Annotated in this window: 28 protein-coding genes; 8 read left to right on the top strand and 20 right to left on the bottom strand. The window is 40.2% G+C overall.

The window, feature by feature from the left end; translation table 11 throughout:
- Nucleotides 1–355: 355 nt before the first annotated feature.
- The gene (asnA, locus tag FZC79_RS18135) at nt 356–1369 is read left to right on the top strand and encodes an aspartate--ammonia ligase (protein ID WP_148948162.1); all 1014 of its coding nucleotides are present in this window, start codon (nt 356–358) and stop codon (nt 1367–1369) included.
- A 415-nt stretch (nt 1370–1784) separates the two neighbouring features.
- Here the strand turns inward: asnA and FZC79_RS18130 are convergent, their stop codons facing one another.
- Complete coding sequence (locus FZC79_RS18130; RefSeq protein ID WP_215727444.1) at nt 1785–3308, bottom strand: hypothetical protein; 1524 nt, start codon at nt 3306–3308, stop codon at nt 1785–1787.
- Nucleotides 3309–3359: 51 nt separating this feature from the next.
- Between FZC79_RS18130 and FZC79_RS18125 the strand changes: the two genes are divergently transcribed.
- On the top strand, nt 3360–3923 hold the full coding sequence (locus FZC79_RS18125; RefSeq protein WP_148948160.1) for a hypothetical protein: 564 nt from the start codon (nt 3360–3362) through the stop codon (nt 3921–3923).
- Between the two features lie 135 nt (nt 3924–4058).
- On the opposite strand, the gene FZC79_RS18120 is transcribed toward FZC79_RS18125, so the two are convergent.
- The 4 genes from FZC79_RS18120 to FZC79_RS18110 are packed head-to-tail and all read right to left on the bottom strand — an operon-like array spanning nt 4059 to nt 5500.
- The gene (locus FZC79_RS18120; RefSeq protein ID WP_148948159.1) at nt 4059–4520 is read right to left on the bottom strand and encodes a DUF2691 family protein; all 462 of its coding nucleotides are present in this window, start codon (nt 4518–4520) and stop codon (nt 4059–4061) included.
- Nucleotides 4517–5047, bottom strand: a complete 531-nt coding sequence (locus FZC79_RS18115; protein WP_148948158.1) for a hypothetical protein — start codon at nt 5045–5047, stop codon at nt 4517–4519. The genes FZC79_RS18120 and FZC79_RS18115 overlap by 4 nt, the downstream gene beginning before the upstream one ends.
- Before the next feature lie 39 nt (nt 5048–5086).
- Complete coding sequence (locus tag FZC79_RS23335; protein ID WP_187442867.1) at nt 5087–5263, bottom strand: hypothetical protein; 177 nt, start codon at nt 5261–5263, stop codon at nt 5087–5089.
- Nucleotides 5264–5290: 27 nt separating this feature from the next.
- Nucleotides 5291–5500 (bottom strand): hypothetical protein, encoded by a 210-nt coding sequence (locus FZC79_RS18110; RefSeq protein ID WP_148948157.1) that lies wholly within the window; start codon nt 5498–5500, stop codon nt 5291–5293.
- Between the two features lie 602 nt (nt 5501–6102).
- On the opposite strand from FZC79_RS18110, the gene FZC79_RS18100 reads away from it, so the two are divergent.
- Nucleotides 6103–6525 carry a VOC family protein gene (locus FZC79_RS18100; RefSeq protein WP_148948155.1) on the top strand — a complete coding sequence of 141 codons (423 nt, stop codon included), beginning with the start codon at nt 6103–6105 and terminating at the stop codon, nt 6523–6525.
- A gap of 146 nt (nt 6526–6671) precedes the next feature.
- On the opposite strand, the gene FZC79_RS18095 is transcribed toward FZC79_RS18100, so the two are convergent.
- From FZC79_RS18095 to FZC79_RS23330, 11 genes are all read right to left on the bottom strand, one after another.
- Nucleotides 6672–7091, bottom strand: a complete 420-nt coding sequence (locus FZC79_RS18095; RefSeq protein ID WP_148948154.1) for a DUF4181 domain-containing protein — start codon at nt 7089–7091, stop codon at nt 6672–6674.
- Nucleotides 7092–7701: 610 nt separating this feature from the next.
- The gene (locus FZC79_RS18090) at nt 7702–7992 is read right to left on the bottom strand and encodes an AbrB/MazE/SpoVT family DNA-binding domain-containing protein (protein WP_187442874.1); all 291 of its coding nucleotides are present in this window, start codon (nt 7990–7992) and stop codon (nt 7702–7704) included.
- A gap of 464 nt (nt 7993–8456) precedes the next feature.
- Nucleotides 8457–9473: an ABC transporter permease gene (locus FZC79_RS18085; RefSeq protein ID WP_148948152.1), complete on the bottom strand. Its 1017-nt coding sequence runs from the start codon at nt 9471–9473 to the stop codon at nt 8457–8459.
- Entirely contained in the window at nt 9470–10339 is an 870-nt protein-coding gene (locus FZC79_RS18080; protein ID WP_187442866.1) for an ABC transporter permease subunit, read from the bottom strand. The genes FZC79_RS18085 and FZC79_RS18080 overlap by 4 nt, the downstream gene beginning before the upstream one ends.
- A 181-nt stretch (nt 10340–10520) precedes the next feature.
- A complete protein-coding gene (locus tag FZC79_RS18075; RefSeq protein WP_148948150.1) occupies nt 10521–10895 on the bottom strand; it encodes a metal-dependent transcriptional regulator in 375 nt (124 codons plus the stop codon).
- 16 nt (nt 10896–10911) lie between these two features.
- Nucleotides 10912–11796: a metal ABC transporter permease gene (locus FZC79_RS18070; RefSeq protein ID WP_148948149.1), complete on the bottom strand. Its 885-nt coding sequence runs from the start codon at nt 11794–11796 to the stop codon at nt 10912–10914.
- Entirely contained in the window at nt 11793–12662 is an 870-nt protein-coding gene (locus tag FZC79_RS18065; RefSeq protein WP_252183389.1) for a metal ABC transporter permease, read from the bottom strand. Before FZC79_RS18065 ends, FZC79_RS18070 begins: the two co-directional genes overlap by 4 nt.
- Nucleotides 12663–12729: 67 nt before the next feature.
- Complete coding sequence (locus tag FZC79_RS18060) at nt 12730–13482, bottom strand: metal ABC transporter ATP-binding protein (RefSeq protein WP_148938264.1); 753 nt, start codon at nt 13480–13482, stop codon at nt 12730–12732.
- A 13-nt stretch (nt 13483–13495) separates the two neighbouring features.
- Nucleotides 13496–14431, bottom strand: coding sequence for a metal ABC transporter solute-binding protein, Zn/Mn family (locus FZC79_RS18055; protein WP_286365382.1), 936 nt, complete (start codon nt 14429–14431; stop codon nt 13496–13498).
- A 293-nt stretch (nt 14432–14724) separates the two neighbouring features.
- Nucleotides 14725–14850, bottom strand: coding sequence for a hypothetical protein (locus FZC79_RS23905; protein WP_262372109.1), 126 nt, complete (start codon nt 14848–14850; stop codon nt 14725–14727).
- Nucleotides 14851–15464: 614 nt separating this feature from the next.
- Entirely contained in the window at nt 15465–15641 is a 177-nt protein-coding gene (locus FZC79_RS23330) for a hypothetical protein (RefSeq protein WP_187442865.1), read from the bottom strand.
- Nucleotides 15642–15800: 159 nt separating this feature from the next.
- Here FZC79_RS23330 and FZC79_RS18050 point away from each other — a divergent pair, with 159 nt between their 5' ends.
- The 4 genes from FZC79_RS18050 (at nt 15801) to FZC79_RS18030 (ending at nt 20846) form a co-directional block, all read left to right on the top strand.
- A complete protein-coding gene (locus FZC79_RS18050) occupies nt 15801–17471 on the top strand; it encodes a ribonuclease J (protein ID WP_148948147.1) in 1671 nt (556 codons plus the stop codon).
- A gap of 947 nt (nt 17472–18418) precedes the next feature.
- Nucleotides 18419–18775 (top strand): DUF3221 domain-containing protein, encoded by a 357-nt coding sequence (locus tag FZC79_RS18040; RefSeq protein ID WP_148948145.1) that lies wholly within the window; start codon nt 18419–18421, stop codon nt 18773–18775.
- Nucleotides 18776–19646: 871 nt separating this feature from the next.
- Nucleotides 19647–19922 carry a YqhV family protein gene (locus FZC79_RS18035; RefSeq protein ID WP_148948144.1) on the top strand — a complete coding sequence of 92 codons (276 nt, stop codon included), beginning with the start codon at nt 19647–19649 and terminating at the stop codon, nt 19920–19922.
- 180 nt (nt 19923–20102) lie between these two features.
- Nucleotides 20103–20846 carry a YqcI/YcgG family protein gene (locus FZC79_RS18030; protein WP_148948143.1) on the top strand — a complete coding sequence of 248 codons (744 nt, stop codon included), beginning with the start codon at nt 20103–20105 and terminating at the stop codon, nt 20844–20846.
- A 644-nt stretch (nt 20847–21490) separates the two neighbouring features.
- On the opposite strand, the gene FZC79_RS23325 is transcribed toward FZC79_RS18030, so the two are convergent.
- The 4 genes from FZC79_RS23325 to FZC79_RS18015 all read right to left on the bottom strand — a co-directional run bounded on the left by FZC79_RS23325 (nt 21491) and on the right by FZC79_RS18015 (nt 24571).
- On the bottom strand, nt 21491–21655 hold the full coding sequence (locus FZC79_RS23325) for a hypothetical protein (RefSeq protein WP_187442864.1): 165 nt from the start codon (nt 21653–21655) through the stop codon (nt 21491–21493).
- A 125-nt stretch (nt 21656–21780) separates the two neighbouring features.
- Entirely contained in the window at nt 21781–22488 is a 708-nt protein-coding gene (locus tag FZC79_RS18025; protein ID WP_148948142.1) for an alpha/beta fold hydrolase, read from the bottom strand.
- A gap of 150 nt (nt 22489–22638) precedes the next feature.
- Entirely contained in the window at nt 22639–23562 is a 924-nt protein-coding gene (locus FZC79_RS18020; RefSeq protein WP_148948141.1) for a methyl-accepting chemotaxis protein, read from the bottom strand.
- Between the two features lie 148 nt (nt 23563–23710).
- Nucleotides 23711–24571, bottom strand: a complete 861-nt coding sequence (locus tag FZC79_RS18015) for an STAS domain-containing protein (protein ID WP_148948140.1) — start codon at nt 24569–24571, stop codon at nt 23711–23713.
- 429 nt (nt 24572–25000) lie between these two features.
- On the opposite strand from FZC79_RS18015, the gene FZC79_RS18010 reads away from it, so the two are divergent.
- Nucleotides 25001–25201: transposase (locus tag FZC79_RS18010; protein ID WP_148947098.1), on the top strand; the 201-nt coding region annotated here is incomplete at its 3' end.

The raw sequence follows: 25201 nt of genomic DNA, 5'->3' as shown, positions 1-25201 counted from the left end.
GTGTACCCAAAGGGCGGCCGTGGATACATGAGTAGTGGCTTCGAGACCGAGATGTGTACCCAGAGACCGATTCTGGTTACATGCGTAGAGGCTTTAAAACCGGGATATGTATTTTTCGATAGAAGATCAAGTTTTGAAATATGACTGATTAAAAATTGCACTCTGGATTATAGACCTATTTCCTAACTATGTCTAAGGAGATACCTCAAGTTGGTCTACTTTTCAACCTTGCTTCATACATTAGGATTTTAAACTGCAGTTGTTGTTGCCTTTCTCCGCTAATCACCATAGAGTAATTTACCTGGGTTGAAAATTATTCAATTCGATCCAGCAGAAAGCATTGGAGGATGATGGAATGACAAAAACATTTAAAATCCCGGCTGGGTACCGGTCTAAGCTTGATTTGCTGTATACAGAACTTGCGATCAATGAAGTGAAAAATCATTATGAATCAAAGCTGGCAAAATCCCTCAATCTCATTAAAGTGACTGCACCTCTTCTTTTAAAAAAGAATACAGGCCTTAACGATAACCTCAACGGTGTTGAACGAACCGTTTCCTTTGATGCTTCTGACTTACAAGATGAAAATGTGGAAATCGTCCAGTCACTGGCAAAATGGAAGCGGGCCGCTCTATCACGCTATGGGCTTCCTATTGGCCAAGGGATTTATACTCAAATGAATGCTATCCGGCGTGATGAAGAACTCGATAATCTCCATTCTATCTATGTCGATCAGTGGGATTGGGAAAAGGTAATATCTAAAGAGGAGCGTAATCTTCTTACGCTGAAAAAAGAAGTAATAAAAATATATGAAGCAATCAAAGCAACCGAGAAGTATATGGCCGAACTGCACAGCTCGTTGATTCCGACTCTTCCTGAAGACATACACTTTATCTCCACTCAAGACCTTGAGAACCGTTATCCTCACCACTCTCCTAAAGAGCGGGAGGATTTGATTGCCAAACAATTCGGTGCAGTGTTCATCATGCAGATCGGAGGTCTTCTGCAATCCGGAGAAAAGCATGACGGACGCTCTCCTGATTATGATGATTGGACACTGAACGGAGACATAGTTTTATGGAATCCGGTTCTCGACACGGCGTTTGAAGTTTCCTCCATGGGTATCAGGGTTGATGAGCAGGCACTGCTTTACCAGCTGTGGCAGGCTGGTAATAATGAGCGAAAGTCCCTTCCCTACCACCAATCCGTATTGAACGGGGATTATCCTTACACAATTGGAGGGGGTATCGGACAGTCACGATTATGTATGTTTCTACTGAAAAAAGTCCACATCGGTGAGGTTCAGGCTTCTGTCTGGAATGAGTCGATCCTAAAGGAGTGCAGGGAGAAGAATATTGAGTTGTTGTAATCTTTCTCTCTCGATAATATTCCTAAAATCAAACCCACCAGTTTGAACTGGTCCCTTCCTTCAAACGGCACTGCTCGGGTCTTCAGCCGAAGATGGACGTAAAGAGGAGCAATGCCTGAAATAGTAAGAGAATGGTTTAGTGCGAAGAGTTATTCTTCCCTAAAAAAGAGTAGACAGCAGGAAAATGACTCACTTTTAACGGGTCGCTTTCTTGCTGTCTTTTTGGTATTAGTAAGATGAGTTATTCGCAGGTTTTTTGCAATCGCGCCTTTATCAATTATTGTAAATCTTTCGAGGCTGCAATCCATGTAATCATGCCCTTATCAATCTATACTCTCATTTCAGCAGGGTGTTTATCAGGTAATCCTATTATTTCTTTTACAAGGATAATCCCGTTTGATCATAAGACTGTAAATCAATCACTTTCTTTCAGTATTCCTGTTTCTACATAACTGACTGCGCCTGTGTGTGCGTTGATTTTCTCGATATGGCCGCCTGTTTCAGGGAAATCAACCATATAGCATAAAGTGTATAATCTTTCGTCGTCAAAATTTTTAACACATCGGGCTAACTTCATACTTATATCTCTAAAAACCCTTTCTTCTGCTTCTTGTAATGTTATGGCAGGTTCCAAATTCAACTTTTCCAAGCCGGCTGTCTGTTCAGGGCTTAAACGTGTCACCGAACACTCCCTGATTAAGCCTGTGTATAAGCCAACATGCACATGGGCTTCGAGTCCTTCTAATCGGTAACCCTGATGTTCTCTGTAAAAGGTGAACATTTGGGTAGGTTCAGGTTCAGGATAAAGATCTTCCTCTTCCTCCTCAAAATTATCAGCTTCCTCGTCGGAAGGTTCTTGCTCTTCAGTTAATTCCATTTTCATTGGTACTTCCAACACAAATTTTTCATGAATCTTTCCTTCCACCAGTTCTAACACTTCCAGCGCTTTTTCTTTTAAGATTTTAACTGCCAATGGTGGAGAATCTTCAGGCATTTTAAATGGTAAATTAGAGTAACTGAAATAACCTGTCTCATTAGATACTATTGATATCACCGGCTCTGCTTCTTCATCTTCTTCTGCCGATGGGTGAATCCAGATTACAGAGTCTTCATCTGCTGCTCTTTTTTTCAAGTCTTCACTAATTCCCAGCATCTCTTCAATGGTCGAGGCCGGACGCACGATGGAGATCTTTTCTGCCGAGAGTTCCTCCGCACCAATAAATTCAGTTACTCTCTCTATTCTTCCATCCACTCCGACACTCATTATGTCGTGGCTCGAACGATAAATCAGCTCGGGTTCAGTCCCAGGTTCATCAGGAATATGAAGGTCAAGCTGCACATAGTTGGATTCCTTTAACACCTGCTTAGCCTCTTCACTTGAGAGCGTGATCTCTGGATACTCTAGTTGAAAATCAGTTTTTCCTGTGTTTGCCGAAGTCAGAATTCCATCCCTTGTAAAGAAAAGAGTGAAACCAGTGTGCGGGATCTGAAGGCCCAACTCTGGGTCACGCTCTTCATAGGTAACCATGAAGCTGTTGTCACTCCACTCATTCAGCATACTGAAGTGAACATCACGATCAATAAATGAATCTGCAAATAACTTGGCTGCCGCCAGCATTTTGTTTACATTTGGATAAGTGTCAAATGGTGTTTGGTCCTCTACCTCCTCACTCTCCATTTTTTGAAAACCCAAAAACCTGCCTTCCTCAATATGAACAAATCCATAAACTTCTCCCGATTCGACTACGACTATGTTATATGAAAATTCATCCTCGACGATTTTGATTAGGGAATTTCCTTCTATAAATGGCTGCAGCTTTTCCGCTAATTGATGCATCATCTGTACTCCTTCTTCAAGCAGCTTTGGGCTGATTGAGTTATTAATTTCATTCCTTTTACTTGCCCCTGCTGTATTCCTTAACCGACGGAATCCATGCATACAATAGAACCTACTGGAAAAAATAGAAAAAAACAAAAAAGGTGACGTACATTGACTAAACAAAATGATATAATCGATATACTCAACGATAAACAAAAAGCGTTAACAGAAGACTGGACGCAGTATTGGCAGCAGTTTTCTTTTTATGATACGTGGCAGTTCTGGCTGCTGGTCATCTTTTTTATCACGCCATTGATTGTCCTTTATTTTAAGATTGATAAAAGCAAGGCGCTTCAGCTTGGGTTTTTCGGCTTTAATATTCATGTCTGGCTCGGTTATATAGACAAATTCGGGATTAACAACGGCTTTTGGCAGTATCCCTATCAATGGATGATTTTTCTTGCTAACAATATCCCTTTAGATGCTTCTTTAATTCCTGTGATCTTTATCTTAATGTATCAGTGGATTCTTAATAACAACAAGAATTACTATTTGTATATGCTCTTGCTGAGCGCAGGCCTTTCATTCATCTTTAAGCCCATACTTAACATGAATTTTTTTCTGAAATTCTACATTGATATCCCTTATATCTATCTCTTCTTGGGTTACATCGTGATATTTAGTCTTTCTAAACTCATCACCGATATTTTTGTTCGCTTTCAGAGAGGTCAATGAGGCAAGATAATTACATAGTATAAAGCAGCATATTTAGCTATTTATTCGGGAGCCTGAATGGCTTCTGAGGGACTGACAAATGGAAAAAGAGAATCTCTTGTCATAGCAAAATCTCAGATAAATTCAGTCAAATTATTACCAAGCAATCATACTTGTACTTGTATCGTTTTCATCGGTGATATATTCAACATTTTGATAATTAAGTGTCTGGGCATTGTCATGTAGCAGTTGCAGCTTAGCGGTATTCTTGCAATAAATGGTAACATAGCAGCTATCAACTACCAGAAGTACAATCTCACAGTTGCTTTTTAGATACCGTTCATAAGTTTCAATATTTTCCGTCCCGCCGCCCCGGAAACCTTTCAAATCAGCAAAAATGATATATTGACGCATTTTTAAGTATATAGCGAGTTCCGTACCAGCCAGTATTTTCTTATCTACCGGGAATAAATCTTCACCTAAAGCATGATCGATGATTTTATAAGATTCTCCGTCTCCGATTCGCCAGGTAAAGGCACTGATATCTATTGGGCTCAATAGATCTCTCAGAAACGTTCCATATTTATTGGGGATTATAAAACTGATGCCTCTTTTCACTTTGCCGTTCTTCCTTTTTGGTCCAGAGAAATATACTCCCCATCCTCTACCAAGAAAAAAGATAACTCCACACCTTCAATGCTGGCGGTTTTCTTTAACTCTTCGTTTATGGTGGTAATGGCTTTCTCAACATCAACCACATAGTTGACGATAGAAACCCTGCCTGCTTCCAGACTTCCTTCAAAGCAAGCTCCATTTCCTGTGTTTCCCAGCCCCTCATTCAGTATGTATTCAACTTCGTCTTTTACCTCGAGTGTTTCTTCCCACTCTTGGTTTTCCTCATATTCGTATCGAACAATCAGCTCAAACAAATCTTGTTCCTTATGATATTCATATCCTTGCAAGGTTTTTTCATCTGCTAAGTCCTTCATCACTTTTTCTGCTCTCTGAAAAAGCTTCACTCTCATTTCTTCCTTCTCTCCCGTACTGCCGACTATTCCCTTTTGAATGAACACCTGCTTGTTGAACTCCTGCCAGACTTCCCAGAATAAGAGTTGGCCGTTCACTGCCTTAGTCATCCTGATCATAAACATTACCTCCATCTACTTTCTAAGCTATGAGGATTTTTATTTTTTTGAAAGTGAATGTTTTGCATTGATATAAAATAAAGTACCAAAGAAAAAAAGTGCCGTAACAAGCCAGCTGGCAATCGCAGAATATTTGCCGTTTAAAATGTATTCACTTGCCAGGTTCACTAAAACCATGGCCGCCATGACAACATACATCCATTTAATATATTTCAAAGAGGGTCACCTTTTCTGTTTTATATTTTATAGAAAGACATTTAATAACCGATGATAAAAGAAAGGCATGATTGACGCAGCCAGCACTGCTATCCCTATAACGGTCAAAGCCAGCATCCTGAACTTCCGAATAGTAATTACCTTTCTTTTATAGGCTATATTAAATAATTTCACCAAAAAATAAGCTGTCATCATTATTATGAGTGTTGCAAACACACTGAATATAAAAAGTTCCATTGTTTTCTCCTGTCTACCTTTTCTATGTTTAGGTCGTTTTCTCTTTCTCTTACATAAAAATACGAAACAAAAAGGGAAAGGTTTCAAAATTCTTGCTTTATATTTAATTATATATCTGCTTCTTCATTTTCCGGTTTTCGAAAAGAGGCGGAGTCCAGACACGATTTCCAGTATATCGGTCTGTGTCTCCCACATGAAAAAAATCTCCTTACTTGATAATTTCTCGTGGATAGTATCAGCTGTCGTATCCAAATAGTCACCCCCCACCCCATAAAAATCTTCCTTATATAAAAGGTATCTCTTCTTCTCCTTTTTTCATCAATAAAGAGGTTTTTTGCTGTTGTATAGAGAAAAGAAATGGTGAGCACTCAGGTTCTGAGCTATTAACTTTGTATACATTTAGTAAAGTCTCGTGTAGCAAATCTTCTGCCTGCCACACAGACTTAGTTAAACTCAGGCAGTAGTTATAGAGTCTTCTCACTGTTGATTCCATCTGCAAAAATCATACTGCCACCATGAATTATTTTTATAGTTTTATGTACCCTTTTCATCATTGTATTCGTTCTACATAAGAATTTCATATATAAAGGAGAGATGATAGTATGTTTAAAGTTGGAAGTGTCTTTGTTCCTGTCACTGACCTTAAGAAGTCTGCCAGTTGGTATGAAGAAAATCTGGGTGTCAAAAAGATTGATGAATGGGAAGATGGCGCTGGGTTTTACTTTCCTTCGGGTTCCACTCAATTAGGACTGGTAGAGACAGCAGCTCCTCAACCGACAGAATTTGCAATCAATAGCAAGAAGAAAAATGTCTACTTTAACTTTGTGGTTGAAGACATACATGAAGTTCATCGGCACCTTCAAAGCAGAGGAGTTGTCACCACTCATATTGAGGACTTCGGCGGAATGAAGTGCTTCGATTTTTATGATCCCGACGGCAATATTTTCAGCGTGGTGGATGAAGCAGAGGGATCTCCTTTTCACTCTGATAATATTAGAAGATTGCAGGCATATGACATAGAATAATAATTCATTAAGAAGGCGCCCGGTTCAATACCAGGAGCGCCTTTTGATTTTTTATGATGCTGCAGGGTAAAGCACAATATAAACGACCGCGTGTGGCTGAGTTTAGTGTACGAAAGGATGATAAAGCTTCAGCAGCAATTATTGTATTAATTAAACACCCCAAAAAAATCTGTGGCAAAAAACGATAGTAAAGTTACTGCAATAAAACCTGTTTGAATCAGCGTGAATTTGTAGTCATTTTTATTTTCTGCATATCGTTTTTCCATAATGGCCCTCGCCACCTCTGAAAACAAGATAAATCCCAATAGCAGGGTATGAGTCTCCATGAACCAGACCGGATCATATATCTCCTGTGACATATTATAGAGATAGCTAATGATTAATACTAAAATGAAACTGAATCTAATCATCCAGTCAATTTTTTTATGTTTTTCATTTAAATGATTGTAGGAAAAGATCTTCTTCCTCTTCACCTTAAGTTTTTTTCTCATAACAGTATTAAACAAAATGATGACGAGTGCATACAGCACTAAGAATATAATGACTTTTAGCAGTAAACTTCCCATTTGAACTCTTCCCTCCGTCTAATTACTGTGTATTAGACGATTTTCATAGAATTAAAGTTTCATGAATGATTTATTGCCGGCAGCCAGGAGATGGATAAAAGTGGAGCGCCTTAAGGCGAATTTTTTCAAGATAACCTGTAAATCTATTAAGAAGGTGTGGTCATGAATGATTGGGGGTGGAACTGAATTCCGTATAGCTGCCCGATATTAATATTTTAAATAGAGGAAAAAGATTCTCTTATTTAATAAATAGCAAGAAAAACAGCTAAATTAAAGGAAGAAAACTCCCTTATTAGACGTAAAACCTATAAATTATGTACGATCGCATCATATAAAGGAAAATACTTACCTTATTTATGTCAAAATCTGCTGAAACTCATATTTACGGAATAATTCTCCCTTAATATTTACAAGCTTATCACTCTTTCCGCCTGCTTAGGAGCTATTTTCAAAAAGGCATTTCATAACTCATCGGAATAAAATGATTAGCAAGTACAGCCTAAGAATCCTTCTTTAGGAAGCCTTCCGAAAGCAGCAAACTGCCTTTAGAGAAGTTCCTGTTAAAAAAGCACCCTGAGAATTTCTCTACAAGGTGCTTACAACTGGGACTCTATTTTTCTTCCTGAAAGGATTCCTGTATTTCTCTTAAAATCTGTTCGGCCCCTTCACGGCTCAGAATCAATTTTCCGCCTGCAATCTCAACGTTTTCTTCTGACACTTCACCTGTAATATGGCAGGTCTTACTAGGCTTGTATTTCGTCAGGATGATCTTTTCTTCATCCACATAAATCTCCAAAGAATCTTTTTCAGCAATTTCCAATGTGCGGCGCAGCTCGACAGGAATTACAACACGCCCAAGTTCGTCCACTTTACGGACAATGCCAGTCGACTTCATTTTAATCTCTCCTTTAGAAAAGTGTATTTTTAACAGTCTTACTTCTCAAAAATTGCAGCTTCGAAAATATCCCAACTGCCGGATATTCCCCTTAGTTCGTGGTTTTCTCTCTAAACAGGTAGATCAGCTCTATTCTTTCCTGCTTACCAGGGTATTTCCGATCAATTATGATGATTGCTTTCGAACATTTATATGGAGCAAAGTTTTCAAAAGAGCCTTTAAAAGAGAACCTTTCTGCCTATCCACTACCCAAACCCGCTGTGTTTAAGTTAGGTTGTGTTACAGTGTGCTCCTCTTCTAGTTATGTAAAAAAAGAAACTTCATTCCTATAAATCATATGACATTTTGACTAGTTACTGAAGTGGCAAATAAGCAACAATACTATTAGCGGCTTTCTATAGTAAACTACTTTTTCTCTAAGACCGCCGATTTGCAGGCTATACCAAACTGCAAACCTGATAAAAAGGGATTCACCCTTTGGATATCAGACGAAATTGGTTAGCGGCATCTTTAGAATCAGAAACGTAACGGTCTTCTCTGTCCGTTTCAGAAGAGATTCCTTTCTTTCTGTCCTCCGAATTAGACAAACCTTCCAACCCTTTAGTTATCCCATTCAGCGAAAGAATGGTGAGTGAAAAGAACAGCATCGGCACCATGAATATCCAGGATGCGTTAAAAATATCCTTATAGTTCATCGCCATCATTCCTGCCCATTCCTGTACAAAAGGCTTTGGCGGATCACAAAACGGCTCATAACATACATCAGTTCCCCCAAAGAACAGAGTGAAAAACCCTAAGTGTGCAATGATCAATAAAGCTTGGATGATGATTTTTGGAAAGATGATGAACAATCTCATTTTCAAATGAGGCAGCAGATGCTTCCTAAATAGAAAAAACTTGCTGCCTCCAAGTACCCTGGCACTCAAGATGAATTCTTTCTGAAGGATTTCCCGAGTTTCGTTGGAAATTAAAATGGCAGTCGTCGGGACCGTGATCAAGGCAAGGGTGACGATTTGCCATATAACCCTCTCGGTAAAAGTGGTCTGAAATCCGGCAGACGTCTCCCAAAGTAAAGGGTACAAGACGTTATAAGCAATGATTGACTGCGGAATAAAATAAAAAGAGGTGAGGATTGTCTGTGTCACGTACTTGCTTCGTGAATTTCGAAAACCTCCTGCAATTCCAAAAACAAAAGATATCAAGAAACTTAAAATAGAAATGAGAATGGCTGCTCCCAACGTATATTGAGCTCCCTGCAGTACCTTAAAAAACATATCATACCCATTACGGTCCGTTCCAAAAGGAAAATCAAGAGAAGGCTTGAAAGGTGCTCCTCCAATCAGGTTTCCTGATTCATCATATTTCAAGGTGGTCTGAGGAATCTCTCCATCAAAGAAATTATTGAATACCAGGCTTCCCCCCACCATCAAGACTACAAAAGCAGTACATATGAACACGACCCCTTTATAACCAGTTCGATTCCTCATAAGCTCATCTCCTTCCCGATTCTCCGTTTAATTACAAATTGCAGTCCTTTTAATAGAGAATAGATCGGAATAAAGAGGAGAATTGCTGTAATTGCAAAGATCGAAGGAGTGTTATAAGTGAACAGAAAAGATGTTACACCGAAAACATTAAAGAGATATTCTAAGATTAATAGATTTGAAAGCATCATCGAGACAATTTGTTTTGCATGATATGTTAAACTGATCAAGATATTCCGGATCATATGTACGAAAAGCAGATTGTACTTCGTCAGGCCTTTTCCCCTGGCCAGCTCGACGTAAGGTAAATTCTCTTCCTCCCCGATAAAAGACACCATCAATCCAAGGAAGAAAAATGCCGGCAGAATACTAAGCGTTACAGCAGGAAATAGAATCACCTGATTCTCTCCGACCGAGGCCACGTCGATTAATAATATTCCCGACTGTTTGAAGAACCAAATGACAAAAATCTGCAAAGCTGAAATGACAAAGATATCAGGAAGCGAGCTAACTAAAAAAGAGGTGGATTTAATAACTCCTCTGAACCATTTCCCTGCGGAATAGAAGAGTACCAGAAGCAGAACCGACACCACTATGGCAATGAATAAAGCTAGAAACACAATTTTTGCACTGCTGATGAAAGCTGTAATGATAATCGGGAACAATTCCCTCTCCACATCCGATATGGGGTTAATATAAACAAGTTGGAACGGATGTGATAAATCAACCAGCACACTCCGCAAGCTCTCCCAATAAGTCCTTAATGACGGTCTTTGAGTAAGAAATAATCCTGACCCTGCGCTTACCAACAGAATTCCAAGTATGATAAGAATTGGCTCCAACAGCTTTCTCACAAACGATTTTGCCACCACTTTCTTTTCCCCTCTCGACTAAATTCTACAATAAAACATTATCATTTTACCATAAATTGGTGTTCAAAAGTCTCTCATAACAAAAAAAGAGCAGAGGAACTAATCCGCTGCTCATCCATTGAATCTGGCCATCAAAATGGTGTTATAAAACCAGTTATCACTTAGTAAATTAGGAATGTTATGAATTGGTCCTCTTCTCTTTTACATGTATTTCTATTTTTTTCAACGCTTCATTGCTTAAGTGATGTGCTATATTCATGACCTCCTGCTCAATGAGGGTTTCTTCCAATTCCACCATACGGAAGAATTCTTCGAGTACTTTATGGTTCCTCTCCAATTCACGGCCTTTTTTCATCCCTTTTTGTGTTAGAGCTATAATTCCATAAGGTTTGTAATCAATGAACCCTTCCTGAGCTAATCTGCCAGCCATCTTTGAAACAGAGGAGACCCCTACCTTCAATGATTTTGCTACTAAAGAAATTCTGGCATATCCATTTTCCAACACAGCATAATATATCTCTTCCAAATACTTTTCTTCCGAGGGTGATGGCATCTTAGATCACCTCTTTCTAAACTGCTTCGCCAGAAACAAGCTTTCTTCTGATTACTTTCTTCACAACAATTCCATGCGACGGAGAAAACAGAAACACAAGTAAGAATAATCCGCCTGCAACAGAAATCATCGAACCGGCAATCGACGCATCCAAAAAGTAAGCGAGATAATATCCTGCAATGGAACTGATAATACCAACACCCATACTGATAAAAATCATGCTGCTCAGCTTTTCGGTCAGAAGATAAGCAGTAGCTGCGGGTACAATAATCATTCCGACGACCAGTATGGCACCAACACTTTCAAATGAAGCGACAGTTGTTAATGATACTAATCCCATCAAAAGATAATGAAACAAAACAACGGGAATTCCCAATGCAGCTGCCATCGCAGGGTCGAAAGAACAAATTTTGAATTGTTTATAGAACAAACTTATAATCAAAATGCTCAACAAGAACACGGATCCAATTCCCCATACAGCGACAGGGCCTAAGCTCATGCCGCCAATTTGAAAGGTATCCCATGGAGCGTAGGCTATCTCGCCATAAAGGACACAATCTAAATCCAAGTCGATCTGCCTTGTGAATAAACTTACTAGCACCACTCCAATTGCAAATAGTGCAGTAAAAACAACGCCGATCGAAGCATCAGACTGCACGCCGTTATTCTGGAACATTTGTATCAAAAACACGGTTACCAACCCTAGTGCTGCCGCCCCAATCATCATGAATAGCGAATCCCTTGAACCGCTAAACAGAAATGCCAGCACAATTCCCGGAAGGACTGCATGACTTATAGCGTCCCCTATCATTGACATCTTTCTTAAAACTAGAAAGCATCCTAGAATACTGCAGGAGCAAGCCACGAGAGCACCAATAAATATTATCCAGAAATCATTCATGATGACCTCTCCTTCACTTTAGCATTCATGTATACCTCTTCGTAATTCCGCTTTGCACCCATCCTCATTTTAACTTTCGCCAGAACTCCTCTAGTAGGTGAGAAAATGATACTGACCACAAAGAGTGCAGTAGCTGACAGTACGACGAGCGGACCTGTCGGCAGATTTGAAGCCATTGTACTGACGATGGTACCTGCAAATCCACTTAATGCACCAAAAACCCCGGCGAGAACGACCATCACATGCAGCTTTTCTGTCCAATAGCGGGCGGATACTGCAGGTGTTATCAGCAATGCTGCCATCAGAACTACGCCCACTGCCTGAATGCCAATGACAACGGCAATTACGAGAAGGAGCATGATGAACTGATCAAGCAGGAAGATCGGAAGACCGATTCCTTTTGCAAAGCCTGGATCAAAAGACAGCAGTTTAAATTCCTTAAAAAACAAGGCGCAAACACCAACCAGGAACAGGCTGATGGCTGCCATGGTGTAAACATCCGATTGCACCATGGAGGCTGCCTGCCCGAATAAAAATTTATCCAAACCGCTTTGGTTTCCGCTGCTGCTGTGCTGTATCTGTGTCAGTAAAACAATCCCAACTCCGAAGAAAACTGTCAGGATAATCCCCAGCGCAGAATCCTGCTTGATTCTTGAGTATTTCGTTATTACGCTGATCATTAGAGTGGCTAATAAACCTGCAATAACTGCCCCGATCAGGAAGAAGCCAATAGATTTGGTTCCTGTCAGCATAAAGGCTGTGCAGACTCCTGGTAAAGCTGCATGAGAAAGGGCATCCCCCATGAGTGACTGCTTTCGGAGGTATGTGAAACATCCGATGACCCCGCTGCTTATCCCCAGCAGCATGGAACCAAGCAAAATCCATTGAGTATTCGGGTCTTGAAAGAAAGTAAGCCAGTTCAATCCGATCACCTCAATTCCCTATCAAAGCTGTTGAACCGGAGTCCAGCATAGTTAGTTTTCCACCATATGTCTTTTGCAAGTATTCCTTTGTAAAGAGATCTTCCGTCGGCCCTACTCCGATTAACTCTACATTGAGCAGCATGATCCAATCAAAATATTCCTTAACAGTATTAAGATCGTGATGGACCACGAGAACCGTTTTTCCTTGCTGCTTCAATTCGTTTAATAAAGAGATTATCGCTTTCTCAGTAGCCGCATCTACCCCAACAAATGGTTCATCCATAAAATACAGATCTGCATCCTGAGCCAAAGCCCGAGCAAGGAATACGCGCTGCTGCTGCCCTCCCGAAAGCTGGCTGATCTGGCGGTTGGCATATTCCGCCATCCCGACCTTTTCCAAGCATTCCATGGCAAACATTTTATCTTTCTTCCTTGGTCGGCTGATCCAGCCAAGATGGCCGTAACGGCCCATTGTTACAACATCCAGAGCATCCGTCGGAAAATCCCAGTCGACTGATTCCCTTTGAGGCACATATCCTACACGCTTTCGGGAGTTTTTATATGAACTTCCGAATATCTCGACATCACCTCCCAAGGAAGGTATCAGTTCAAGTATCGATTTTATCAGCGTTGATTTTCCGGCTCCATTGGGTCCAATGATCCCGATCAAGCTGCCTTCAGGAACGCTGAACGAAATATTCCTTAATACCGGCTTCTTTTGATAAGCTACTGCCAGGTTTTGTACCTTTAATGGTGAATTCATTCTAACTCCTCCTTTATTTCAGAGCATTGACAATCGTATCCACGTTATGGCGGACCATTCCCAAATACGTTCCTTCTTCGGTCCCTTCTTCTCCCATGGCATCTGAGAAGAGTTCTCCACCGATTTCCACTTCATGCCCTTTTTCCTTTGCTCCTTCAATGACCGCTTCGATGGCTTTTTTCGGCACGCTGGATTCAACAAAGACCGCTTTCACTTTATTATCAACCAAGAAATCCCGCAGCTCGCTTACATCCTTTGACCCTGATTCAGAAGCCGTGCTGATCCCCTGAAGTCCCATTACCTTAATGCCATAAGCTTCACCAAAATATCCAAATGCATCATGAGCTGTAACCAGGACTCTGGATTGTTCAGGTATGGTCGATATCTGTTCTTCGGCATATTGGTCAAGTTCCTCTAATTTTTGAATGAAAGCTTCTCCATTCGCTATATATTCGCCAGCATTCTCTTTGTCATAGTTGGAAAGCTCTTCCGTCACTGTTTCAGTGACCTTGATCCACAGCTCTATATCAAACCACACGTGAGGGTCATGCTCCGCGTATCCATCTGCAGACTTTAACAAATCAGCCTCCGGTATATCTTTTGTTACCGCAATCGTTGGCTTTTCATCTTCCATTTTCTCGAAAATCTCAATCATTTTCCCTTCAAGATGCAATCCGTTATAGAAAATCAGATCTGCTTCCTCCAGTTTTTTTATGTCACCTTGAGATGCCTTATAAAGATGGGGATCAACGCCTGACTTCATCAAACCAGCAGAGTCGACATGTTCACCACCCACGTTTTTTACGATATCATTAATCTGGCCGATCGTTGATGTGACCTTGATCTTACCTCCATCTGCTTCCGCCTCTGTTTGGTCATTATTCGAACATCCGCTTAAAATCAATAGAAGTGCAGCACCTGTCAAAAAAGCATTTTTCATTAGTTTCATCTCTACATACCTCTCTCCATACGTTTTTAACTTAGGACAAATTAGTTACCCGACCACATAATAGTTTCCCTTGTGCAACTTTTAGACAAAAAAATATAGAAGCCTTTCAACTTATGACTTTACTGCCTTAATCCGTTAAGAGGGAAAGTCCCTTTTAGCGCTTTACAGTGTTAACTTTATTCACCACCTTTTTCCAGCCACTTTAACCATATTCTACAACACATTAATTGTTTCCTTCAACCAAAATAAATTCTTTTAGTTAAAATAGTTGAATATCACCATAAAATTGTTCTTTAATAGTTTTTCTTTTGCTTCTTTTCTGTTATTTTATTCAATTCTTCCTCGCTAAGGATTCCCATTGCCTTAAAGACAACAGCATATCTGTTGATCTTCTTCTGAATTCTGCCGGAAGTATTCATTTTCACCACCCCTTTATTTGTGCTTACTAAAGTATATTCGCTCTCCCTAAAAATGTTTCCTTCGCGCAAAAATATGGGTGAAAAACCGTAGAGTCACACCGTCTGCCTCAGCCATTATTAAGAAGCTTGAAGCTTGCAAACCGTCCAACCTGCACTTCAGAAGCTCATTTGATTAGTATTCACTCCCTATTTCTAAAACATATATTTTACTAAAAGATACAAAATGATTGAAAGGGCTACGGGTAACAGAGTTGTAGCAAACCGAAGAAATCTTTTTTTCAAAATTCTGTTGTTCTTTTCCAGTGTCACCTCTTTCTGCATAACTACCCACCCTCCTTAAAATAGCCACGCGCTATTTTTTTGCATGAAGCTAACTTTCACAAGCAGTATATGCTGCAAACGAATGAGAGTTGCATATAACTCCTCTTTAATATCTGACAGGCTGAGTCCTTTCTTTCATAAGAAGTAAGAACGAAAAATATGAATTCTTTACCCTGGATATAGCCGCATAATAATTTGACAGACTGTTTTTCTTTGAATTTATTTTAATACCAACAGGTTTTCCTATTTAAATCGAGGGCACTAACTTAGTGCCCTCATAAAATATATTAAGTTTAAGAAGATAATTCTTCCTCGGCCGCCAGCAGCCGCTTCATCTTCTGCTGTTTATTCTCCCGTATCTCTTCTCTGCATATACCGCAGTGCATAAGAACGTTTCCTTTATAGTAGAACGCTTTAATGGAATAAGGGATCCCACATCTTATACAAGGCTGTTCTTCTCTATATCTCATAGTAACCCTCCCAGATAATGGTTATAAGAAGTATTATGGTTCTTTTTATCGAAGTTATCCTAAATAAGTACGTAATTGGATCCCTTGAGTTATATAAGGTAAATAGAACCAAAACAACTAGGGAATGATAAGCGCAAAACACCAACAGGAGGAAAAGCTATGAGTGAAAGTACCAGCTTATTATCGATTTTTGCCCTGGGCGGCTGTAATGAAATCGGAAAGAATATGTATGTCCTTCAATACGGAGATGACCTTGTCATCATTGACAGCGGTGGAAAGTTCCCTGATGAATCCTTAATGGGAATCGATCTGATCATCCCTGATATAGGTTATCTTGAAGAAAATGCCGCCAAAGTCAAAGCACTTCTGGTCACCCATGGACATGAGGATCATATTGGCGGAGTACCATACCTTTTGAAAAAATTGAATGTACCCGTCTATGCGACCAATTTTACCCTCGGCCTCATTGAATTGAAGCTGGAAGAACATAAATTGAGGCGGGAAACGACCCTTATACCGATTGATTCCAATTCTGTGATAGAGTTCGGATCCATTAAAGCCTCCTTTTTTAACGTCAGCCACAGTATTCCTGATTGCCTGGGCATTGTTTTTGATACTCCTCAAGGGACCGTAGTCCATACTGGTGATTTCAAATTTGATTGGACTCCTCTCAATAACCAGAAGTCGGACATACATAAAATGGCCGAAATCGGTAAAAGAGGCGTCTTAGCTTTGCTATCCGAAAGCACCAATGCGGAACGCGGAGGGTTTTCTCCTTCTGAAAGCATCGTCAGCAGCCATATGGATGAGGCGTTTATAAAGGCTGAAGGAAAAATATTCGTTTCGACTTTCGCCTCCAACGTGAATCGGGTGCAGCAGGTCGTTCACGCAGCCATGAAAACAAACAGAAAGCTTGCTCTGCTAGGCCGCAGTATGGTCAATGTAGTGTCAGTCGCGTTGGAAAGAGGCTACCTCAATGTCCCGGAAGGCATGATCATCGACCATAGAGATATCGACTCCTACCATTCCGATAAAGTCGCCATTCTGTGCACAGGCAGCCAGGGAGAACAAATGGCCGCACTAGGCCGGCTCTCATCTGGACAATTCCGTGATGTAACAATAGATCCTGGGGACACCGTGATCCTGGCTGCTTCCCCTATCCCTGGCAATGAAAAAGGTGTGTCAAAAATCATTGATAACCTGTACAATCTTGGAGCTCATGTTATTTATGGAACAGGCAGCACTACCGGCATGCATGTTTCCGGGCACGGATATCAGGAAGATTTGAAGTTGATGCTGACTCTCATGAATCCGAAGTATTTCATCCCTATTCACGGAGAAACAAGGATGCTCCACCATCACAGGTTGCTGGCTGAATCTGTCGGGGTGGAAACAGGCCATACATTTATTATAAAAAATGGCGAGGTCGTTGATATAGAAGATGGAGAAGCAAGACAGACCCGCTCAGTAGCAGCAGGAGACACCTATGTCGACGGAGTAAGTGTCGGAGATGTCGGGAATATTGTCCTGCGCGACCGCAGGCAGCTTTCCGAAGACGGAATTCTTGTTATCGTTCTGACATTGAGCAAGGCAGAACAGCGTCTGCTTTCAGGGCCCGATACCATTTCCCGCGGCTTTGTTTATGTGAAAGATTCCGAGGCACTGCTCAGGAAGGTCAATAACATTGTCAGAGACACTCTGGACGACCTGCCACAGGGAAACCTGCAGTGGAAAGTCATCAAGCAGAGCATTATGAAATCCGTCGGGCAGTACTTATTTAAGCAAACCAAACGGAAACCGATGATTATACCGATTATTATCGAGATTTAACAAAAAAAGCTCAGGCCTTGATCAGAAACGCTCCCCGATTTCAAATTAAAAATTTTATATTTTCTTATCTTTTGAAAAAGGAACCCTTCCTTCCAACGATTCACTTGGACAGGATGGATTCCTTTTTTCCTGCTTTCAGAAAACAAAACGACCCAAATTCAATAGTCACCCTTTTAAGATTCCAGCTCGGTCTTTACCTTGTACCGATACCGTTCATCTCGTAAAAATTTCAACTGAAAGCCATTCAGGTTCCTCGAAAGCTCGCGCTGTTCCATGGGGCAGAGGTTGTCGGCAAGCAGGACAAATTCTGTCTCGCCGCCTCGCTTGTCTTGCCCTCGGTGGACTGAAGATAGCAGACTTTGCCTTTAGTGGATTGGACCCTTCCAATCCTTTATATTTCTCACAAACCAATGAATGGGCTGCTACGATCAGCATAAACATTAACCAAATCTTTATTACACCGACCCTGGTAGTTGTGCCATTAATCCTATTTGCGCTCACGATATTATGCTTTAACTCACTCAGTGCAAGCTTGAGGAAACTGTTGATTGAGGATGAGGTTCCTGTTGCAGATAAAGAAAGAGAACCTGTAGAGAAGCCGGTATCAGCAGCTGTTATCAGGGAGGATTTATTTACTATGAAGCACTAAATGAAAAAGGTCAGAGAAAAATTTTAAGTAGTTCAGTTTTGGAGTACAAAAACACAATTTGCAGCCTTAATTGAACTGCTTTTTTCATATGGAACCTCGTACTAATTTACAACCTAATTCGTATGGTAAACTGCAGCCAAAACTGTCAGCCTTATTGAAAGAATTATGGTAAGATGAAGTTGGAGCAATATTCCATTAAAGGTAGTTTAATGGAACAAGTGATTGGTAAAATTGATAACAACAGTTTGAGGTAATTGCGATAACATCTAGGTATAGAACAAATGAGGGAGTGTTTGTCTTGAAAAGGCTGATAGTGATTTTAATGCTTATAGTCGGAATTTTATCGGGTTGTGGAAACCCATTTAACAATATAACTTTTGAAGGATATATTATTGAAAAACGCCATGATAGTGGGTTTCAAATACTTGTTATGGAAAATATCACAAAAGAGGATATAGAGAAAAAGTCCAAAGACGAACTTTTCATACAAGCACAAGATGACTTTTCTGCCACTTACTTTTTTGTCAAAGAGGGTAAATATAACGAGTTAGAGGTAGGTCAAAAAGTTATTGTTTCGTATAACAAAGGTCAGCCAGCAATGGAATCAAATCCACCACAAACTGATTCAAATAAAGTTGAAGTTGTTGAGGAATAAAAATGCTTATTCAACAAACGATCCCTTTGTAGAAGAAAAACCGTTTTTCAAACAGTAAATTTGCTGCAAAGTTGAAGCCCTTATGAAAGAATAATTAACCATAATGGACAAATTACGTTATGGTTTTTTTTGCCATTCTGCAAGTTATTTCACTACATAAATCACAAGACTACAATATATATTTCAGTGTTACGGAAACGTGTGTGAAATTAGATACGAAAACACACTTGAAAGTAAATAATATGCTGTAATATCAATAAAAAACAGCATACGAATAATGGTGAAAATTCGTATGCTAGAGACTATGGATATTTAGGTTTTGCACCTCTAAACTGAACTATTTAGAAAAATTTTCTGATCTTTTTTTCATTCACCCATTTATGTTTTATAGTAGAAAACAGCACTAATCAATTCCGGAAATATCCCCTGAAGACTATTCATACTCAGCTGCATCTTCATTTTCAGCCCCTAAGTTTATATGGAATGCAAGTTTCGCCAAGGCTTCCTTCACGCACGGGCTGCCTAGTCCTAGTGTCCCACTTTTTCAAATTCCTCATCAGTTAAGTATTCAATCTGCGCTTCCCGAGAAGTATGAAAAGAATTAGAAATCTGTAAACAACCACATATGATAAAGATGGAAAGTTTCAAAGCAATCAAAAGTTGAAGTTTTTTCAAAGGATCGCCCTTACTTGTATTTTGTCTTTAATTTGAGCCTGGCTCAACCTTTATTCTCTAAAACACATTTCCTACAGGCAGGCATTTTCTTCATTTCACTACTATTCCCGCCAGGCTTAGCATAAATTGTACAAGCGATTTCTTTCATGGATCGTATGTTTCTACATACCAAGACTGTATAGTGAGGGGACGTTGGATGTTTGTCTATATAGAAAAGGCTCTTTTGGCAATAGTGGCTTTAAGAATTTTATCAGGAAGCATAGAAATTGGCGCTGCCTTGCTTATGTTGAAATTCAATGATCTTGAGAAGGCGTTTGCCATCAATACCTTGCTGGCCCTTGTAGGACCAACGATATTTTTTTCCACCACGGCAATCGGACTGATGGGTTTATCGGGGAAGATTTCACTGATGAAGGCCGTCTGTCTCATCTCGGGAGTGCTATTAATTGGGTTAAGCTTAAAAATGAAATAAAGTATACTGCCGGCCGGTCAATGTATGGCCGGCTTTATTTATAGTATTCCTCTGAGTAAAATCTCCTGCTCCGTGATATTAAACACATTTCAATACAGGACACCCGCCCATTCACTAAGAGGACATTCACCTATATCTTCGACGGTAATATCCTGTTTACTGAGAGGAGGGTGTTTTTTTATGGTTTTATACCAAGAAGGCAGTCCAGAAACAGAAGGGTTATGTCCATGGCAGAAAGATGCCATCAGCCTGTTCGCCGAAAAGATGACCAGCAATAAGAAATTCCCCTGCATTCCTGCCACACAGGCATATGGCTTGAAACATCTGCGATATGGATTCGCAGGTTTTCCAGGTTCCGAATCCACGGGAATCGAGCTTGCTGATATCCTTAAGCAGTATTCCATAAAGAGCCGTGATTTCGGCAAGTATACTACACTGGTCGTTTTTTTTGATACACCAGCAGCCCTTATAGAAACAAATACAGTGGAAGATTTTGAATTCTTATTCTGGAAGCTGCTTAACCAGTTGAATGAACAGGACGAACTAGAATGGCCGGCGCATATTCCAACAGACCCCGAGAATTCGCATTGGGAATTTTGCTTTCATGGAGAGCAGTACTTCATGTACTGTGCCACCCCGCTCCACAAGAACAGGGACAGCCGCTGCTTCCCCTACATGATGATGGCAATCACCCCCAGGTGGGTCCTGAAGGAATTCAATTCAAACCCGGGATATGCTGAGAAAATCCAAAAGCAAATCCGGAAAAGACTCCATCAATATGATGCTATAGAAGCCCATCCAGAGTTGAAAAAATACGGAAGTGAAGATAATTACGAATGGAAGCAATATTTCCTGAGAGACGATGATTCCGCTCTTTCCAAATGTCCTTTTCATGGTATGCTGAAGGCCTCCAGAGACAAATGACACCACCGGACTGCTTGGTTCGGTTTACATATCCATAAATACCGAAACTGTTTCCTTGATTAATTATACTAGAAGGATGGCTAATTGAATGGTTTCATGAGTGTTTAAACCACGATAAATCCTCTTACCCTATTCTATAAAACTCTCTTAAAGAATGATAGCAGAAAAGCCTTTTGGGTTAACAGACACTTGCTGTCTTACTTTCCATTCCAGTCCTCTGTTTTATGTTCTTTTCATTCGTAATATTATTTAAAGACTATGAGATAATCTCAATCGGGAAGAAGATTAGCTTATCCATCCTCTCCTTCTTATTGTCCGCCATTTTCCAGACAGCAGCGGAAATCAATGGTTTGAGTTTACTGGCAATATGTTATTTTGACATATTTATAAGAACCTAGTTGTCAGACTTTCAATTAAATGAGCACAATTAAAAATAGATACCAAATATCTCCTGGTATCTATAATTCCATCTCTGCAAACAAGCGCCATATCAAGCTTCACTGTAAAAATGAGTAATAGAGCACGGAAAGAATTCAAGGCATTATAAACACGGATTAGGGGATACATGTGCAATTCTGTTACTCTAAATTGTTTTTCTGAACTCAGATAGAAAAGTAGATTACCACTTTCCACTTTCATACATTTCATTTACCTATCTTATGGAGTAGAACACCCGTCAAGAAAACACCGAGGATCAGAAGGGTGATACTTAAATGCCTGCCAAGTGATATACTTTCCTCAGCTTCATTTAAGATCGCGGAGTATATGCCGGCCAAAACCGCCAGTAAAAGAATTCTTCCAGTGTTCATTAAGCACACTCTCCTTTTAATAGAACCTGTTTAAAGGATTAAACCTAACACCTTCCAAGTAATCTTGCTATACAAAAAGCCCGGATCGAGCACCCACGAAAGTACATAAGGCCTTCTTTTCTCACTCAAATATTCCTTAAGAATTCCTCCATCACGCTGCTGTAAATTTCAGGCTGTTCATGATGTACAAGGTGAGAGGCAAATGGAACGACAGCCGCATGAATGTTGGAATTCTGCTTTGGGTAAAGTACCGCCCCTTTGGTTTCCAATGGATTCCCTTCTCCGACCATATACAGTACAGGCATCTGCAGTTCTGATAAGTCTCCTGTTTCAGCAAAAGGATACCAGTTTTCATCCTGTCCCATTAGAATGAACCTGCGCCAGCCTTTTCCGTGTATCTCATCATTATAGGCAGCCGCTTCTTCATTCTCCAGCAGGGTCATCTGGTTTTTGGAATCTTGTTCATGCATTTTAGACCAATTCTCCGGCTTTTCGGGGAAAATCCCTGATAACACCAGTGATTTTATTCTTTCGGGATGTTTTTTCGCAAAAAACAAGGCGGCTAGTGCACCTAAAGAAGATCCCGCTATATTCACTTGAGGCAGTTCCAGATGATCTAACGTTTCTGCTAAATCCCTGGCGCAATCATTGAAAAAGTCTGATAGATCATTCGCTGCTGATTTTCCATGACCTCTCAAGTCAGGAACGATAATTTCGTACCTTTCCATAAAGTACTGCTGTTGATATTCGAAATCTGTGGTTCCTGTTTGCAATCCTGAATGAAGAAAAACCAATGGTTCTCCTTTTCCACGCCTTTCAATATGAAGCAGCATATAATCCCTCCTTTTTCTATTATTTCTTTACGGGAAAATATAGCTGCAAATTCTACTGAATACTAATGTGAGAGAAAATTAAGAGCTCTCTCCTTTTTCTGAGAGAGATCCTAATGTTTAATATAAATATGACGCAAGCCAAGCCAAGTATCAAATGATAGTAGTAAACTCCTGTGCTTTCTTATCCAGTCCCTCAGCTGAGCTGCTGATAGCATCAAATTCCTGCATGGCGATATCTATTTGTTTCTGGCTCTCATCCACACTCTGGGAAATCCTTTCAATGCTGTCTGACACTTTCCCGACTTCCTTGACAATACCGTCGATGTTATCTTTCACCTCTGTAATTGACATTGCTACCTTTTCAGATAGCTTGCGGACTTCCTTGGCGACCACATCAAACCCTCTTCCATGTTCGCCTGCACGAGCTGCTTCAATGGCAGCATTAAGCGCCAGCAAGTTGGTTTGTGCAGCGATTTCACGGATGGTTTTCACTATACCTGTAATAAAATTCGCCTGGTTCTGCAGGTTCTCTAGGTTTTGTTTGTTTTCTTTTGATTCATAGGAAATTCTTTCGATCGTTGACAGAAGTTCTTTGCTTCTCTTTATGCCGATCTCTGACCGATTATTCAGCTGTTCGGACATTTCACTCAGGTGATCCACCATATTAAGGATTTCGGTTTGTCTTTTGGTTATATTGGTTGCCACTTTTGAAACACCAACGACGCTTTTCCCATCTTCTGAATAAACCGGCATGTAGGTGGCCTCAAGCCATAATTTGTTTCCCTGTGCATCCACCCGTTCTATTTTCCCTTGATAACTGTTCCCTGCAAGCAGGTTTCTCCAAAACTCTTCATACTCCGGGCTATTAGCAAAGGAGGGGAAACAGAATTTCTTATGCAGCATTCCCTGCATATCGGCTGCTTTGTAACCCATAGAGCTCGCGAACAGCTCATTCACATAAGCCACTCGGCGGTTGACATCAAACCGGATGATAGCCAGATGTTGTTCGATTGCCTTTACTACCAGTTCGTCGGTCACTAAATCCGAACTCTTTTTAGTCATTAACGTGTTCATTTAAGCCCCCATATGTAAGTAATTGTAATTTTTTATAATTTTTCGTCTATTTACTTTTAACATTACCTTATACATAGGCCTTTAGCAACAGATCTTCTCTTTTTTCAAAACAAAACCCAGAGCAGTCTCTGGGCCGGCAAGAAGTCTATTAGTTTCTTTGAAGCGTAAAGCCCAGCCAGCTTAAAGCGTTAGCAAGATTGGCCTCAATTTGAATATCTTTCAGATTGATATGGACCCTTACTGCCTGCATTGCGATTTCAGGACGGATTCCCGTCAGCATAGGTTCTACGCCCACTAGTTTCATCAAACTGACGATCCGCAGCAGGGAAGACACTACCTCATCATTGATATGTGTAATGCCTGATAAATCAATGACAAGATGTTCCAGCTGCATTTCCTGGCTTTTCATCAATGTTAATTCTACTATTCTTTCTGCTCTTTCTTCATTAATAACCCCAACAATCGGAAGAACCGCCACTCCTCGAGTAATGGGTACCAATGGAGCCGACAGTGTTTCAATCTGTTTATTAGCATGGTCAAGTTCAAGAACGAAGGAGAGCAGTGAACTCATCGTTTCAAATATTTCCTTCTGCTCCTCAGAGAGCGAAAAGGGATCCGTATCAAGCCCGCATATAGTTCCATAGTTGCTGCCATCTTCATAATATATAGGAATACCTACAAAACTGCCGCTCCCCAGGTTATGAGTGACCTTTAATGATTTGGTTGAATCATGTTTGGTGATATCTGGAATGATTAAAAGCTCCCTGCCTTTATCCACACTGACTTTACAGAAAGTATCCTTAAATGGAAGGGTGTCTCCTTCCCTCAGCAAGGATTTGTCCCTGTTCAACACCTTAACAATTTCATTGCTTCTCCTGTCATTCTTCGCAATGAAAAGAGTATTAATGTTCATTAATTTCCCCATCATGCGGAGAATGCTGTCTGCCGCTTCTTCAAAGTTTCTGAAGTGCTGGTTTTTTATGATATTTAATTCACTAGAATAAGACATAAATAGAATTCCTTCCTGAAAAAACTGTAAACAGTGTTGTATACCCTCTTTGCCATATAAGTAAACCCTTAGAAAAAGATTTCATTATTGGCTCTTTACGTAAACTTTGTTGCTATATATCTCAGAACTTCGATTATAGAAAAAGCTCAAGGGATGTGGGCAAAAATCCGTCTCTTGGTTTTTTTCAAAGCAACAATATATGAGGAAACAACCTTTCTAAAAGATTGCTGCTTTTGAAAACTACCCTATTCTTTGAATTTCCCACTAAAAACACTATCTTGCGGTGGCTGGAGAGGTACTTTCCTATCTATTCGAAAAAAAGGGGCTGATTACCGCAGCTGGAAAAGAGAATTAAGTTAGTCTAAAAAGTGGACACAGGAAAATGGTAATAAGTTAGAATATAACTATCATTTATAAGGACGTGTTCACATGGGAAAACATTACTCATCCGAATATAAAGAGTATGTATGTAAAATGGTTGCGGAGGAAGGAAGAAAAGCTTCAGAGGTAGCTTATGAGCTGGAGATCCCTTACACCACGATGACTAAATGGGTACGGAAATATAAAAAAGACATTCAAGCTCAGAACAGTAAGCATGACTATGTTACGCCTTCTGAGTTTGAGAAGCTC

The sequence above is a fragment of the Rossellomorea vietnamensis genome (genome assembly GCF_008180615.1).
Lineage (GTDB): Bacteria > Bacillota > Bacilli > Bacillales > Bacillaceae_B > Rossellomorea > Rossellomorea vietnamensis_D.
Note: the sequence above shows the minus strand (reverse complement) of the source record. Positions and strands in the feature narration are given on the sequence as shown.

Excerpts from the sequence above, each read along its gene's own strand:
- asnA (WP_148948162.1), top strand. The coding sequence starts at position 356 with ATGACAAAAACATTTAAAATCCCGGCTGGGTACCGGTCTAAGCTTGAT.
- FZC79_RS18130 (WP_215727444.1), bottom strand. The coding sequence starts at position 3,308 with ATGCATGGATTCCGTCGGTTAAGGAATACAGCAGGGGCAAGTAAAAGG.
- FZC79_RS18115 (WP_148948158.1), bottom strand. The coding sequence starts at position 5,047 with ATGATCAGGATGACTAAGGCAGTGAACGGCCAACTCTTATTCTGGGAA.
- FZC79_RS18110 (WP_148948157.1), bottom strand. The coding sequence starts at position 5,500 with ATGGAACTTTTTATATTCAGTGTGTTTGCAACACTCATAATAATGATG.
- FZC79_RS18100 (WP_148948155.1), top strand. The coding sequence starts at position 6,103 with ATGTTTAAAGTTGGAAGTGTCTTTGTTCCTGTCACTGACCTTAAGAAG.
- FZC79_RS18095 (WP_148948154.1), bottom strand. The coding sequence starts at position 7,091 with ATGGGAAGTTTACTGCTAAAAGTCATTATATTCTTAGTGCTGTATGCA.
- FZC79_RS18085 (WP_148948152.1), bottom strand. The coding sequence starts at position 9,473 with ATGAGGAATCGAACTGGTTATAAAGGGGTCGTGTTCATATGTACTGCT.
- FZC79_RS18075 (WP_148948150.1), bottom strand. The coding sequence starts at position 10,895 with ATGCCATCACCCTCGGAAGAAAAGTATTTGGAAGAGATATATTATGCT.
- FZC79_RS18070 (WP_148948149.1), bottom strand. The coding sequence starts at position 11,796 with ATGAATGATTTCTGGATAATATTTATTGGTGCTCTCGTGGCTTGCTCC.
- FZC79_RS18065 (WP_252183389.1), bottom strand. The coding sequence starts at position 12,662 with ATGCTGCTGGGGATAAGCAGCGGGGTCATCGGATGTTTCACATACCTC.
- FZC79_RS18060 (WP_148938264.1), bottom strand. The coding sequence starts at position 13,482 with ATGAATTCACCATTAAAGGTACAAAACCTGGCAGTAGCTTATCAAAAG.
- FZC79_RS18055 (WP_286365382.1), bottom strand. The coding sequence starts at position 14,431 with ATGAAACTAATGAAAAATGCTTTTTTGACAGGTGCTGCACTTCTATTG.
- FZC79_RS23905 (WP_262372109.1), bottom strand. The coding sequence starts at position 14,850 with ATGAATACTTCCGGCAGAATTCAGAAGAAGATCAACAGATATGCTGTT.
- FZC79_RS23330 (WP_187442865.1), bottom strand. The coding sequence starts at position 15,641 with ATGAGATATAGAGAAGAACAGCCTTGTATAAGATGTGGGATCCCTTAT.
- FZC79_RS18050 (WP_148948147.1), top strand. The coding sequence starts at position 15,801 with ATGAGTGAAAGTACCAGCTTATTATCGATTTTTGCCCTGGGCGGCTGT.
- FZC79_RS18035 (WP_148948144.1), top strand. The coding sequence starts at position 19,647 with ATGTTTGTCTATATAGAAAAGGCTCTTTTGGCAATAGTGGCTTTAAGA.
- FZC79_RS18030 (WP_148948143.1), top strand. The coding sequence starts at position 20,103 with ATGGTTTTATACCAAGAAGGCAGTCCAGAAACAGAAGGGTTATGTCCA.
- FZC79_RS23325 (WP_187442864.1), bottom strand. The coding sequence starts at position 21,655 with ATGAACACTGGAAGAATTCTTTTACTGGCGGTTTTGGCCGGCATATAC.
- FZC79_RS18025 (WP_148948142.1), bottom strand. The coding sequence starts at position 22,488 with ATGCTGCTTCATATTGAAAGGCGTGGAAAAGGAGAACCATTGGTTTTT.
- FZC79_RS18020 (WP_148948141.1), bottom strand. The coding sequence starts at position 23,562 with ATGAACACGTTAATGACTAAAAAGAGTTCGGATTTAGTGACCGACGAA.
- FZC79_RS18015 (WP_148948140.1), bottom strand. The coding sequence starts at position 24,571 with ATGTCTTATTCTAGTGAATTAAATATCATAAAAAACCAGCACTTCAGA.